Source organism: Cytobacillus massiliigabonensis (assembly GCF_900199725.1).
GTDB classification, from domain to species: domain Bacteria; phylum Bacillota; class Bacilli; order Bacillales; family Cytobacillaceae; genus Cytobacillus; species Cytobacillus massiliigabonensis.
The window spans coordinates 800,674-814,676 of sequence record NZ_LT904903.1 but is presented as its reverse complement, the minus strand read 5'-3'; the positions used below and the strand labels follow the sequence as shown (position 1 = coordinate 814,676).

At 37.9% G+C, this 14,003-nt stretch carries 14 protein-coding genes; 6 read left to right on the top strand and 8 right to left on the bottom strand.

What is annotated here, in order from left to right; genetic code table 11:
• Positions 1 to 59 precede the first annotated feature (59 nt).
• Positions 60 to 707, bottom strand: coding sequence for a PspA/IM30 family protein (locus tag C1726_RS10005; protein ID WP_102273002.1), 648 nt, complete (start codon positions 705 to 707; stop codon positions 60 to 62).
• A 25-nt stretch (positions 708 to 732) separates the two neighbouring features.
• Positions 733 to 1,077 (bottom strand): lmo0954 family membrane protein, encoded by a 345-nt coding sequence (locus tag C1726_RS10000; RefSeq protein WP_102273001.1) that lies wholly within the window; start codon positions 1,075 to 1,077, stop codon positions 733 to 735.
• A gap of 197 nt (positions 1,078 to 1,274) precedes the next feature.
• On the opposite strand from C1726_RS10000, the gene C1726_RS09995 reads away from it, so the two are divergent.
• Complete coding sequence (locus C1726_RS09995) at positions 1,275 to 2,252, top strand: VanW family protein (RefSeq protein ID WP_102273000.1); 978 nt, start codon at positions 1,275 to 1,277, stop codon at positions 2,250 to 2,252.
• A gap of 33 nt (positions 2,253 to 2,285) precedes the next feature.
• Complete coding sequence (locus C1726_RS09990; protein WP_102272999.1) at positions 2,286 to 3,812, top strand: FAD-dependent oxidoreductase; 1,527 nt, start codon at positions 2,286 to 2,288, stop codon at positions 3,810 to 3,812.
• A gap of 85 nt (positions 3,813 to 3,897) precedes the next feature.
• Here the strand turns inward: C1726_RS09990 and C1726_RS26750 are convergent, their stop codons facing one another.
• On the bottom strand, positions 3,898 to 4,032 hold the full coding sequence (locus C1726_RS26750) for a hypothetical protein (protein ID WP_268877012.1): 135 nt from the start codon (positions 4,030 to 4,032) through the stop codon (positions 3,898 to 3,900).
• 77 nt (positions 4,033 to 4,109) lie between these two features.
• Positions 4,110 to 5,249 carry a DEAD/DEAH box helicase gene (locus C1726_RS09985; protein WP_102272998.1) on the bottom strand — a complete coding sequence of 380 codons (1,140 nt, stop codon included), beginning with the start codon at positions 5,247 to 5,249 and terminating at the stop codon, positions 4,110 to 4,112.
• A 183-nt stretch (positions 5,250 to 5,432) separates the two neighbouring features.
• On the opposite strand from C1726_RS09985, the gene C1726_RS09980 reads away from it, so the two are divergent.
• Complete coding sequence (locus C1726_RS09980) at positions 5,433 to 5,855, top strand: hypothetical protein (protein ID WP_102272997.1); 423 nt, start codon at positions 5,433 to 5,435, stop codon at positions 5,853 to 5,855.
• A gap of 38 nt (positions 5,856 to 5,893) precedes the next feature.
• Here the strand turns inward: C1726_RS09980 and C1726_RS09975 are convergent, their stop codons facing one another.
• Entirely contained in the window at positions 5,894 to 7,345 is a 1,452-nt protein-coding gene (locus tag C1726_RS09975) for an alanine/glycine:cation symporter family protein (protein ID WP_102272996.1), read from the bottom strand.
• A 297-nt stretch (positions 7,346 to 7,642) separates the two neighbouring features.
• Here C1726_RS09975 and C1726_RS09970 point away from each other — a divergent pair, with 297 nt between their 5' ends.
• Positions 7,643 to 8,851: an MFS transporter gene (locus C1726_RS09970; RefSeq protein ID WP_102272995.1), complete on the top strand. Its 1,209-nt coding sequence runs from the start codon at positions 7,643 to 7,645 to the stop codon at positions 8,849 to 8,851.
• A 128-nt stretch (positions 8,852 to 8,979) separates the two neighbouring features.
• Positions 8,980 to 9,561, top strand: a complete 582-nt coding sequence (locus C1726_RS09965) for a hypothetical protein (RefSeq protein WP_102272994.1) — start codon at positions 8,980 to 8,982, stop codon at positions 9,559 to 9,561.
• 46 nt (positions 9,562 to 9,607) lie between these two features.
• Here C1726_RS09965 and C1726_RS09960 read toward each other — a convergent pair whose 3' ends face one another.
• Positions 9,608 to 10,519 (bottom strand): aminoglycoside phosphotransferase family protein, encoded by a 912-nt coding sequence (locus C1726_RS09960; protein ID WP_102272993.1) that lies wholly within the window; start codon positions 10,517 to 10,519, stop codon positions 9,608 to 9,610.
• Positions 10,520 to 10,920: 401 nt separating this feature from the next.
• On the opposite strand from C1726_RS09960, the gene C1726_RS09955 reads away from it, so the two are divergent.
• Positions 10,921 to 11,970 (top strand): lactonase family protein, encoded by a 1,050-nt coding sequence (locus C1726_RS09955; RefSeq protein WP_102272992.1) that lies wholly within the window; start codon positions 10,921 to 10,923, stop codon positions 11,968 to 11,970.
• A gap of 47 nt (positions 11,971 to 12,017) precedes the next feature.
• Here C1726_RS09955 and map read toward each other — a convergent pair whose 3' ends face one another.
• A complete protein-coding gene (gene map / locus C1726_RS09950; RefSeq protein ID WP_102272991.1) occupies positions 12,018 to 12,758 on the bottom strand; it encodes a type I methionyl aminopeptidase in 741 nt (246 codons plus the stop codon).
• 68 nt (positions 12,759 to 12,826) lie between these two features.
• The gene (locus tag C1726_RS09945; RefSeq protein ID WP_102272990.1) at positions 12,827 to 13,831 is read right to left on the bottom strand and encodes a zinc-binding dehydrogenase; all 1,005 of its coding nucleotides are present in this window, start codon (positions 13,829 to 13,831) and stop codon (positions 12,827 to 12,829) included.
• Positions 13,832 to 14,003 lie beyond the last annotated feature (172 nt).

Sequence of the window (14,003 nt, the reverse complement as noted above, 5' to 3'; positions counted from 1 at the left end):
TTTACTTTATGCCAAAAAGGCGCAGCTGTCCTACGCCTTTTTAGAATAACACGTTTTCCTTATGAAATAGAATGAGTTTCTTCCTTTTTCATCTCTTTTTCTAGTTGAGCGATGCGGGCATCGATTGTATTTCGATAATATGAACTGTTTACTTGGTGCTCAAGACGGTCAAGATATGACTCAATTTCCTGAAAACGAGAGTACGATTCATTTGAATATGCCTGATTATCAAGTACCTTATTCATTCTATTGTTCGCTCGTGTTACATTTTCCCGGCCCATTAATTCCATCCGGCGGATATGCATATCCTTCAGTTTATGTTTCATTTCTTCATATTTTCTTTCAAGCTCAGAAAGCTGCTGTACCGTATGATCTAATGTTGCTTTTAAACGAGTAGCTCGTTCCTCATATTGTGCTTGCTCATTAGCAGCAAAAACATAAATTTCTGTTTCTCCTGCCTTCGTAGCAATTTCAGCTTGACGCTTACGCTTGCTCGCCACTTCTTGCGCATGGTTGTACTCACGAGTAAATTCCTCTTTAAGCTGATATTGGCGCTCTACCAACTTTCGTACCTTTTCAGTCTCTGCTTCACATTCACGTAAGTATTGGTTTAATAACGTTATAGGATTTTTCTTCTCCTTTTGATCTAATACCTCATTGATATCTGCTAATACTGTATTTTTAATGCGTGTAAATAAGTTTGCCATGCTTTTTCTCTCCTTAATAAGTGGATTAGTATTTGTTCATATCTGCCCATTGCTTTTCAAAGTTGACAAATGGATCCTTCTCTTCCATTACGACTGATTTAGAGGTATTCCATTTTTTATATACAAGGTAAAGTACGTATGCAGCTGCGATCCCTAAGATTGCTGGGATATTTGAAGCGGAAGCCATCAGTGCAATAAGTCCGATGATTCCCCAGCCAATCTTACCTAAAGTTGACTTTTCTTTAATAAACTGTTTAAACACAAGGTATAGGATTGCTACGCTAATCGCTAGCCCAATCATCGGACCTAAATTTGACAACAGCACGATTGCAGCAATTCCTCCTGCCATTAGTAATCCAAATTTTTTCATCTTCGTTTCCTCCTTTCTTGATTTCATCTTACCTTGATTCCAATTTTCTTATAACGAGCCTGAGCTTTATTTTCATCTAGGGCCTGAGACGTATCACACGTAAGACTGATTTTTTCATAGAAGTTTGATCATTAAACCATTCCATCACATGAAAATTGCGTACCCAATCCATACTAACTTTGGAGGTGTAAGAACAGATGAATTCAGCTTGGTTTTTCGGGTTATTGCTAATCATTCAGCCTATCAATCCTACTGAAAGTTTAATAATTGAAAATCAGGGCGAAATGATTACAACCATACATCGGAATGATTACACTATGTCTTTTCCTGGTATCCCAATAATTGATCTTACAAAATACAATGCGTTTATCGAGAAGTTGGATGAACAAACGTACAAACCGCCAGTAAATGCTTATATAAATAATTTTGGAAGTGTAATTGAGGGAGAACCGGGTAGAAAATTATATCGTAAGGCATTTAATGACTTGTTCTATTCTTATTTTTATAAAACGAATGCTTCAAGAGTTCAGGTTCCGATGCTTCCTATTTATCCAAGAATTGACCGCGACCTATTATTGCGTATATATGTAAAGCAAATTGGCCAATATGTAACTTATTTCAACCGCAATAATACAGCACGCAGCCATAATATTACTCTTGCGTCAGAAGCAATTAATAATTATGTGATCTTTCCGGGTGAAAAGTTTTCTTTCAACCAAGTGGTTGGAAAAAGAACGAAGGAACGAGGTTATATGCGGGCACCTGTAATCGTTAGAGGGGAATTAGCAGAGGACATCGGGGGAGGAATATGCCAAGTGTCTTCTACACTTTTCAATGCAGCTGATCGAGCAGGGTTAAAAATGGTTGAACGCTACTCGCATTCAAAAAAAGTCCCTTATGTCCCTCCAGGAAGAGATGCAACTGTCAGCTGGTATGGTCCTGATTTTAGTTTCATGAATGAATATAGCTTGCCTGTTCTCATCCGCTCCAAAGTTCTAGGAGGACAAATGATTATTCAAATTTTTTCATCGGACGAGATTGATTACGAACCACGTCCAGTTCCAAGTACCAAAAAGGTTCCCTATCTAGAAATACAGAGGGAAAAGGAAATAATCAACAAGATTTCCTTCTCCCCATTGCATCTGTATACAAAAGCTTTTAATAGGGAAAATTGAGTAGAAAAGGCCTTTTATTTAGGAGGAAAAAATATGACATCTATTCACGAAATGCCTCAATACCCTGAGTCTTATTGGAGAGAAATAAATCTGCCTTCATTTGAGAAGCTTTCTGAGCATACATCTGTAGACATTGTAATTGTCGGTGGGGGGATTACTGGAATTACTGCAGGGTATCTACTAATTAAAGAGGGATTCAAGGTTGCTATTTTAGAAGCTGGAAGTATACTTAGCGGAACAACAGGACATACAACAGCAAAAATTACGGCACAGCATGGCTTGATATATGATGAATTAATCAATCATTTCGGGCTTGAAAAGGCCTCTTTATACTATAACTCTGCTAATGAGTCTTTAGAATTCATTCGAAATACGGTGAAAGAAAAACAAATTGAATGTGATTTCAGCCAAGAAGATGCATTTATTTATGCTACAACTGATGAGTACGCACAAAAAATAGAAAAAGAATTAGAAGCATATGAAACCATTGGCATTAATGGCGGTTTAGTGGAAGGCATTCCTTTTAATATTAAAACAAAGACCACATTAAGTATGAGGGATCAAGCTCAATTTCATCCGCTAAAATATTTGGAGCGTTTAGTACAGGATTTCGTAAAAGCAGGAGGAATCATATACGAGGGCACTACAGCAACAGATATTGGCGAAGGAGATCACCCCGTTGTCATTACTCGGGATGGACACCGAGTAAAATGTAAAAACATTATTGCTGCCTCTCATTTTCCCTTTGTTGATATGATGGGATTTTATTTTGCTCGTATGTATCAAGAGCGCTCATATGTTCTTGGCGTTAAGGTCAAAGAAGAATTTCCCGGCGGCATGTATATTAGTGCAGATAGTCCAACTCGTTCCTTACGATATACACCATACAATGATGAAAAGCTAATTCTTGTCGGCGGAGAAAGCCATAAAACCGGGCAAGGGATTGACATGATGAAGCATTATGAGGCACTCGAAGCTTTTGCCAAAGAAACGCTTGGCATAACTGATATTCCATACCGCTGGTCTACGCAGGATTTGATTACCTTAGATAAGCTTCCATATATTGGTCCCATTACGAAACAAAAATCTGGCATCTACGTTGCAACTGGATACAGAAAATGGGGAATGACGAATGGAACTACCGCCGCTTTACTATTGAGAGATCTGATTATCGGAGCCGAAAACCCCTACAAAGAGTTATTTGATCCAGCTAGATTTCAGACGGACCCTAGTTTAAAGGAAGTTATTTCCATAAACACTGACGTTGCCAAGCATTTAATAAAAGGCAAGCTTGAAACTGTATCAAAAGAACCAAGTGATTTAGAAAACGATGAAGGCTCAGTTGTCATGATAAATGGAAAACGGGCAGGCGCTTATAAAGACAAGGAAGGCAAGCTTCATTTGATTGATACCACATGCACACATATGGGCTGTGAAACCGAATGGAATGCCGGAGAGAGAACATGGGACTGCCCTTGCCACGGTTCACGCTTCTCATATGACGGCGAAGTGTTCAACGGACCTGCAAAAAAACCACTAAAAAAGATTGATTTAGAATAAGAAAAGCGGAAGCGGCTTGGTCATCGCCGTATAAATAGAAAAATCCTCTTAATTAAAAATAGAGGATTTTTCTATTTGTTTCATACTATTCTTGACGGCGATTTTTTTGTTTATCATCGCTGCCGGTTGTAAACTCTACTAATTCTGAGCTTGTTCGATTGCCTTTTTTCACATTTTTATTGCGCTCTGCGTTAGCGTTGCCTTGTTTTTGTCTTCCCATTGTACCTCTCCTTTTTTTCACATGTTCAAAGGTAGTATGAGCGGCAAAATGGCTCCTTATTCATCGTGTATTAGCAATTATTTGTGCCCTGGATCAACAATTTTTCCGCCACGCATAACTTTTTTTGCTGCTTGAATTCCGATCTCATTTGTAAATTTTTTCAGATCTCTTTCTTCCCTTTCAGTAACAAGAGAAATGACAGTTCCTTTTGCACCAAATCTGCCAGTTCTTCCGGAACGGTGAACATATTGCTTTAGATCTCGCGGGAAATCAACATGGACAACATGTGTTACACCTTGGATATCTAATCCACGTGCGGCTACATCTGTTGCAAGCAGCATATTCGTTTTACCCGTACGGAAATCCTTTAAGGAATTTTGGCGCTCAATTTTATTTAAGTCACTATGTAAAGAACTAGATGGAATATTGTTATAGGTAAGCTTTTCAGACATGACTGTTAGATTTCCGATATCTTTAACAAAAACAAGCGCTTTTATTTCTGGAAGTCTGGAAATTTTCTCAAGCATCTTAATTTTATCTCTTTGCTCAACAACAAAGTAGATATGGTCAACTGCAGCCGCATCAATTGTCTCATCCTTTTCAACTCGAATCACTTCAGGATTGTTCGTCAATTCCTTAGCAAGGTTTTCCGTTTCCTTTGGAAGTGTGGCCGAGAAGAGAACAACTTGGCGCTCACTTAAGGTTGATTTAACAATGTTTCTAATAGTATCTATATGCTCTGGTACAAGCAGCTGATCCCCTTCATCAAGGATGATCGTTTTTACCTCATGCATTTTAAGCTTCTTTTGCTTAATTAGCTCAAACATCCTGCCAGGAGTACCTAATGCAATATGGGGATGTTTTTTTAGTTTCTCCAGCTGTCTCTTTACGTTTGCTCCGCCTATAAAGGAAGCAGCCCTGATCCCGCTGCCCTCTCCCCATTTCTGAATCTCCTGCAAAATTTGCATCACAAGCTCCTGTGATGGCGCAATGATAACAGCTTGAACGGCTCTTTTTTCAGCATCTATCTTTTCTAGTAAAGGAAGCAAATAAGCAAGAGTCTTCCCTGTACCAGTTGGCGATTCTGCAATAAGATCCTTTCCTTCTATTGCGGCTGGAATCGCCTTTGTCTGAATAGTAGTAGGCTGTGTAAACTCCGACTTTTCCCAAACCACTTGAATAAATGGCTGCAGTTGGCTTATTAATGAATGTGTCATCAGTATCTCCTTTATTTCTTTTAAATTATTGAATCATTCATCTATGTATAATGATTAGTATTCTCAAAAACGAGTTTCGTTATTGATACTATCTTATGAATGGAAGGATGTCTAGTAGCTTATTCCTCCAATCCCTTCTCATAATAAGATTCATTTTGGTCATATTATGAATGAGGTGGTATTTTGATTAATAAGATTGTTCTCACCGCTTTAATCGCATTTTTAATTAACACTTCACACACTCCTGCTAAAATAAACCGATCCATTGAAATTTATGATATTAATCAGGAAATGGTAATAAAAACAATAACAAACAGCCCCTTAATCCGAAAGGAATCGGAATTAATACTTCAAGGAATTAATGATATATATAAGAAGTTTAATCCAATTCCGGAACAAGGATTGCTGGTGAAAGTTCCATTAGAACCAGCTATACATGTGAGTAATCAATGGATAAATACATTAGTGGATGAATTGATTATTTTTTACCCTGAAGACGAAGAACCTTTTATTTTGGTTTATGATGATGAAAATAACACATATTTTTTTACAATTAGTCAAAAATCAGCTGCGGAGACCCTCATTGCATTGTTATTTTCCCATTAAAAGAGGTGCTCAGCCATGCCGAGCACCTCTTCCTTCTATTATGAAACTTTTTCTTTTTCCTCTTTATATCCATCTGCCCAATAATCCGCATTTTTAATACCTAGTTTAGTTGAATTAAATACAGGGTCAAGACCTTGTTTCTTTTGTTTCTCATAGTCCTTCAGAGCAATTATTGCAGGCTTCATAAGTATGAGTATGGCGATGACATTCAGCCATACCATTAAACCTAATCCGACATCACCAAGAGCCCAAGCAAGACCTGCCGTTTTTACAGCACCATAGAAGGCTGAAATAAGGATGACAAATTTCAGAATAAACATTGGCCACTTACTATTTTTAAAGAGATAAGCAACATTTGTTTCGGACATATAATAATATGCCATCAATGTTGTAAAAGCAAAGAAGAATAATGAAATTGCTACGAATCCTGCTCCAAAGCCAGGGAAAGCGGTTTCAACTGCTGCCTGCGTATAGCCAGGACCAGCCTCAACACCAGGTAGATTGTTAACAACCATCGTTTCCCCATCCGGACCGACCGTATTATACATTCCTGTAAATAAAATCATAAATGCAGTTGCGGAACAAACTAATAATGTATCGACATAAACAGAGAAAGCTTGCACTAAACCTTGTTTAGCAGGGTGAGACACCTCTGCAGCAGCTGCGGCATGTGGACCTGTACCCTGCCCAGCTTCATTGGAGTAAATTCCACGTTTAACGCCCCATGCAATAGCACTACCAACAAGGCCGCCAAACATCTCTTCAGCACCAAAGGCACTCTTGAAAATTAAAGCAAAAACACTTCCTACTTCACCAATATTCATGACCATGATAATAAGTGCTACCAGAATATAACCAAGAGCCATAAATGGAACAACTAATTGGGCTACGTTAGCAATACGTCTAACCCCACCGAAAATAATTAAGCCTAATAACGCGACAATAACTAATCCTGTTGCCCATGTAGGAATTTTAAATGCATTTTCCATCCCTAAAGCAATCGAGTTAGATTGAATACCCGGCATCAATATGGCTAAGGCAAGTACAGCTGTAATAGCGAAAAGGACCGCAAACCATTTAACTCCCATCCCTTTTTCAATGTAAAAGGCAGGACCCCCGCGATATTGACCATCTATTTTCACTTTGTAGATTTGAGCTAATGTTGATTCTACATAAGCTGTTGCTGCACCAATGAAAGCCATCGCCCACATCCAGAAGACAGCTCCAGGGCCTCCCATTGCAATAGCAGTTGCAGTACCAGCAATGTTACCAGTTCCTACGCGGCCGGAAAGAGCAATAGATAAGGCCTGGAAAGATGAAACGCCCGCTTCAGAACTTTTCCCTTGAAACATTAGCATAATCATGTCTTTAATATGTCTAACCTGCAGGAAACGAGTTAAGATGGAAAATAATAATCCTACAGCTAGACAAATGTAAATAACTGGTGTACTCCATAGAATGCCATTTAAGCTATTAACAAAAGCCTCCAAAAAAATCCCCCTCTATTTGTATATTCTGAATCTTTTACCTATTAAGAATTATAAAACAGGCATTTAAATAATACAATCATTATTTTTAACTGCTTGTATAAATCTAAAAGAACAGCTGAACTGTTATATAAGAATATTATAATTACCAAACTGTGTTAAGACAATATTTATTTTTGTAAAATTATTTTAATTTAGTATCTTCTAATCATTTGTGTGAATCTCTTCAATTTCTTCTAAAAATCCGTTATACTATTTAGGGAAACGAAATAGTCAATAAGAAAGAAGTGTGGAATACTGATGAAACAAAATTCAAGTCGGAACTTAGTCATCATGTGGTTCGCCAATTTCTTTATTGCTGGCAGCATGACGATGGTTTTGCCATTTATCTCACTCTACATTGAAACATTCGGAAATTTTTCTGCATCGTATGTACAGCATTGGTCAGGCTGGACTTTTGCAATTACATTTGTGACCGCATTTATTTTTTCACCGATATGGGGGAGAATCGGCGATTTATTCGGCCGAAAGAAAATTCTCATTGCCTCTGGAATGGGTATGGGACTATCCATTTTTTTAATGGGATCTGTTACATCTGTCTGGCAGCTTTTTATGCTCAGGCTATTAATGGGGGTTTTTACTGGCTTTGTTGGCATGTCCCAAGCGTTTATCTCTACACAAACGCCAAAGGAGATTGCTGGAAAGGTTATGGGTACTCTTCAAACAGGGAGTATAACTGGCTCTTTGATGGGACCATTGCTTGGGGGACTTCTTGCCGATACATTTGGCTATGCAGACACGTTTAAATGGACTTCCATTTCTATATTTATCTCTGCCATTCTTGTCTTTTTTACAATTGAAAATAAAATAGCATATAAGGAAGGCACAAAAACAAGTTATACAAGTAAAGAAGTCATCCTTCACATTATCCGCCACCCCGTTCTCCTAACTGTTCTGCTTATATCATCCCTTATCCAGATGGCCCATTTTAGCATACAGCCGATTTTATCCTTATACGTCAGTGAATTGCATGGGCCTGAAAATCTTGCTTTCTTCGCTGGAATTGCTTTCTCTGCTGCAGGACTTGGAAATTTATTAATGGCGAGGCGATGGGGGAAAATTGCCGACCAGTATGGCTATGTTAAGATCCTCATTATTTTGTTATTCATGGCTGGAATCTTCTACTTCCCAGGTGGATTTGTAACGGATTTATGGCAGCTAGTAATAGTCCGATTTGCCCTTGGTGTGACGATTGGAGGAATTATTCCCGTCCGTATCGCCTATATTCGGCAGGAGGCTCCTATCGCTATGCAAGGAGAAGTGCTTGGCTACAATACAAGTTTGCGTTTCCTTGGAAATATCATCGGACCAGTTATGGGGGGACTTCTTTCTGGATACTTCGGCTTTACAGCTGTATTTATTTCGACAAGCATTCTTCTGATTCTAAGCGGAGTGATACTTTTAGCAGCCCTGTACAGACATCCGAAATTGTTGAGAGGCTCAGCCTAAACATATAAAAAGCTGTCCAATAGGGCAGCTTTTATCGTTTTCAATTTTATTTTTCCTTATGAATTTTGAAAACTAAGGTTGTTTTTATACGTACATATAAAGGAATAGCATTTATAGGAGGAAAAAGAATGGTCAAGAGAAAATTTGCGATTATGAAGCAATTGGACATGCCCAATTATAAAGCGTATCCATTTATTATATGTATGGGATTAAGTCTCCTTTTTTTAATTCTTTCATTTTTATTGTGGATAATTTCTGCAATCGTAAAGAAGCAATTTATTCTGTCAGAAATGTTAGGTAATTACTGTGGGCTAACCTTCATGCTCTGTTTCACCTTTACCTTCTGCTTATTCCTTATAGGAACAAAGAACATTCTTGGAAGAATTGCATCAATTTTTGCAATCATCATATTCATTAGTGTAGGAACAGATTTTTATCATGCATCGCATCTACTTTATAAAGATCGGATGGCTTATGAAAATAAACAATATGAAACAAAGGTTGGTGTGCCGGTAAAAGTTGAATATGATAACCCTGATTCTGGGCCAGAATGGTTATTTGAATTAGTCTTTAAAGATAAAACTTTATTTGTTCATCATCTCCAAATTAGCCGGAATGACTATGATGCACATTTTAAAGACAAGCCGCTGGAAATCCTATATTTACCCAATAGCTTGTATGCTGTTGAAATAAAAGTGCATACGAATTAGTTAGGTAACCGCTGCTAAATTGAGCAGCGGAAAGCCTGTGTTGATTTTACTTAAACCAAACAGGCTTTATTAATTCAAAGTTTTTATGATCTTCTAGAATTAGATAACTCCGCTCAATCATTTCATTTAAATTATGAGGTGCAACTTTTATCGTCCAGACAATGGCGGAAAAGATACTCATGCCTAAGTAGATTGAATAAAGCATCCAAAAATCCTCAGGGATCTCTTTATTAAAATAGCCATTTATCTGTCCAATGGAAAATGGAATGCTCACTTCACGGCTGAACAAGCCAACTTTCAGAAAATCATGGTACGGGTCTCCCCAATCATATCGGTTAAAGTCAATGATTCCAGCATATTGCCTATCTTTCACTATAATATTGCCTACATGAAAATCATCATGCTGAAACCGATTTGGACGATTTATTAAAAACTGCTCATTTTTATCGATAAATTCGATAACTTCATGATCGCCTCGAATTTTCACTCCACATATACGATAGGCTTCAATATAATCCTGATGTTTTTTTATTATTCTGCTGTACCATCTGTCGACCTTTGCCGGAGCTTGAACAGCATGTATTTTTGCTAAATCAAAGCCAGCAGATAAACCAATTTCATATTGATCTTTAGTACTATAGAATGGCAGTAAATCACGTGCATCTTCCCCCTCAATATATGTGAGCAGATAATAGGAAAGATTTAATTCTGCTATTTTGCCAACTTCAATCGGAAACGGTGCCTGGATACGATAATTTTGTAAATCAGTTATTAGATCAAACTCTGATTTCTTCCTGTCATACTGATCAATTGCTGCTGTCCGTAACAGATACTTTTTACCATCCGCCAGTTTAACAACATACTTCTTATCATTCGAGAAACCTTTATTAATTTGTTCAATCATTGTTGAGGTTTGAAGGAATGGAATCCTATTTTGAAGCTGCTCTAATAAATTCATAAAACCCCTCCGATATTCTCCTAAGAAAAATCTGGTCTATCAGGTTAGAAGGAAATGATCACTCATCCGATAAAATGCCAATGCCTCAAACAAGAACTTTCTATCATACCCTGTTTTTAAATGAATTCTTTCCACCCACTCTTCAATTGTGAGCAACCGATCTTCTTTAAATAATCCTTCACTTGTACTTAAAAAGTAAAGTCTCCATTGGAAAATCGTGAAATTTCATCCACGTCTTTAGAATCTCGTTCGGTACAAGCATCTACCCACCCTCTCCATAATCTATGGTGGTAATTCTCTTTAAGCAGACGAATTTCCTTTTTTATTACTTGCCATTTTTTATTCACCGTTTATCTATGATACATTTAAGAAATAATAGAATTTTTTAAGGAGGGTTCAATATGGAAAGCACTAAGTTGATTGGATATATCGGTACATACACAAAAAGTGAAAGTGAGGGGATATATGTATTTTCATTGAATACTGAAACAGGAAAAATTACGGATATCAAGCTTGCTGCTAAATTAGATAATCCAACTTATTTGGCCATTAGCAGTGATAATCAATTTGTGTATTCTGTTGTAAAAGAAGGAGAAGCTGGCGGTGTCGCATCGTTTAAAATCCTAGATGGCGACCTGAAAATGCTGAACAAACAAATGGCAGATGGAGCGCCCCCTTGTCATGTAAGCATAGATCTCAAAACTTCTGCTATCTTTAGTGCAAATTATCATAAAGGAACGGTTGAATCCTTTTTAGTCGACAACAAGGATGGTTCAATATTACCTCCAAGTTCAGTTATCAAACACCAAAGTCAAGGGGGGGATAAAATTCCACATACTCATTACGCGGCTCCAACTCCTGATGAGAAGTATATTATCACCGTTGACCTTGGATTAGATCAAATGATTATATATGATATTAATGAAGGAATATTAAAAGAGAAAAATAGTGTTTCAGTTAAACCTGGCAGCGGACCAAGGCATCTTGTATTCCATCCGAACGGAAACTACGTCTATATCATGACTGAATTCAGCTCAGAGGTAATCGTATTTACGTATGAATCCAATACAGCCACCCTAACCCATGTTCAGACCATTTCCACCATTCCTGGGGATTTTCAGGAGAATAATCAAGGCAGTGCTATTCATATCTCTTCTGATGGCCGATATATTTACGCTGGAAATCGCGGGCACAATAGCATAGCGGTATTTGGAGTGATTCCAGAATCAGGTGAACTGGAGTTCATTGAGCATGCATCAACTGAAGGGAATTGGCCAAGAGACTTTGCACTGGACCCTACAGAAAATTTCATAGTGGCCTCCAATCAAAATTCCCATAATCTCGTTTTGTTTTCACGTGATAAAATAACAGGAAAGCTAACATTACTGCAATCAGATATTTCTGTTCCTGAACCTGTCTGTGTAAAATTTTTAAATATAATAAATAAATAAATGAAAAGGCCCTCCATTTTTCGGAGGGCCTTAATTTATTGTTGTAATTAACGAGTCAGAATAATTGGTTCACCTTTCGTAACAATTAACGTATGCTCACATTGTGCAACATAACTCTTGTCTCTTGTTACAAATGTCCAGCCATCATCAAGCTCAATGACTTCTTCTGCTCCCGTTGAAACGAACGGTTCAAACGCAAGCACCATTCCATCTTTTAATAATTGTGAATCCCATGGCTCAAAATAATTTAAAATATGATCAGGCTTTTCATGCAAGGAACGTCCAATTCCATGACCTGTTAAGTTTTTAATAACCGTATAGCCATGCTGATTGGCTGTTCTATTCACTACTTTACCAATCATGCTAAGCTTTGCACCGGCTTTTATTTTTTTCAGTCCTTCTTCAAACGCCAGCTGTGCTGTCTCACAAAGCTTCTCTAAACGCTGATCGCCTCCAACTACAATGGATAAACCTGTATCAGCAAAATAGCCATTCTTTGATCCAGATACATCTATATTTACGAGATCGCCTTCCTGAATGACACGTTTTCCTGGTATTCCGTGTGCAACCTCTTCATTCACACTTATACATGTAAATCCTGGGAAATCATATTCTCCCTTCGGACCTGATAAAGCGCCATGCTTTTCAAAAAGCTCCCCAGCATAATCATCTAATTCCTTCGTTGTTATGCCTGGCTTCGTCATTGCAATTAATTCATCCCTAATGAGTGCTACAATTTTGCCAATTTCTTTTAAGCCGTTTAAATCTTCTTCTGTTTTCACAATCATTTTGATTTCCTGCCTTTTACTTTATATATTGTCTCTTCTATTATATTCTAATTCTTATTAAATTGAACTTAAAGCGTTTCAGGACGAATAAAGAATCCTATTTTCCCCATTTGCTCCGCATCCTCTAATCTTTGAAATGCCTGTTCATATTCGCTTAATCCAAAAACTTTGTCGATAACTGGCTTCAACTGATGACTCTCCATAAACTGGAGCATTTCTTTATATTCTTCAGCACTTCCCATGGTGGATCCTAGAAGATTTTGCTGCGCATAAAAAAATGTGCGAAGATTAAAAGTTACTTCGTCTCCAGCAGAAGCACCAAATATAACGATTGTTCCCCCGCTGCGAAGCTGTTCTAGTGACTTATTAAATGTTGCAGCCCCAACAGATTCAATAACCAGATCCATCTTCACACCTTCTAGCGCCTTACCCCAATCCCCATTGCTTTCAATTGCCTTATGTGCACCGAGTTCTAATGCACGATCACACTTTTTCTTTGAACGTGAGCTTACGTATACCTCTGCACCAGCAGCTTTTGCGAATTGTAATAAAAAAGTGGCGACTCCGCTGCCAATCCCTGGTATAAACACCTTCATTCCAGGAGCTACTTTTCCTCTCGTAAATAAAGCACGGTACGCAGTAAGTCCAGCTAAAGAAAGGACACCTGCTTCTTCCCAGGATAAATAGGCTGGCTTTAAAACGGTATTTTCTGCAGGTATGATAATCTTCTCAGCAAATGTGCCATGATCCGGAAGTCCAACAATTTCAAAGCCTGCTGGCGGTGCGTCGCTTTTTTCTTGCCACCCAAGTCCGGGATTAATCATAACTTCATCCCCGACTTGAACCGTATGGACTCCTTCACCTACAGCATCAATGATTCCGGCACCATCTGACCCAATAATAAGAGGGGGATCAGATGGCAAATGACGATTCAAAACAAAAAGATCACGATGATTAAGACCAGCAGTTTTCAGCCGAACGCTTACTTCACCCGCTCCAGGTTTCCTTTCAGCTATTTCTCCATACGATAACCCGCTAAATCCAGCTTTTCCTCCATGTATTAATGCCTTCATCCAATCACTCCTCGTCCTAAATTAATTTTTAGATATGTCCCAAATTAATTTTACCATATGAATGATCGAATTCCTTCTATACTCGGATTCAATAAACTGAATTTTTAATTAATTATTCCCGTTTTTATTGCCTATCTATTATAATAAAGATAAGCTACACAATTATGGACGA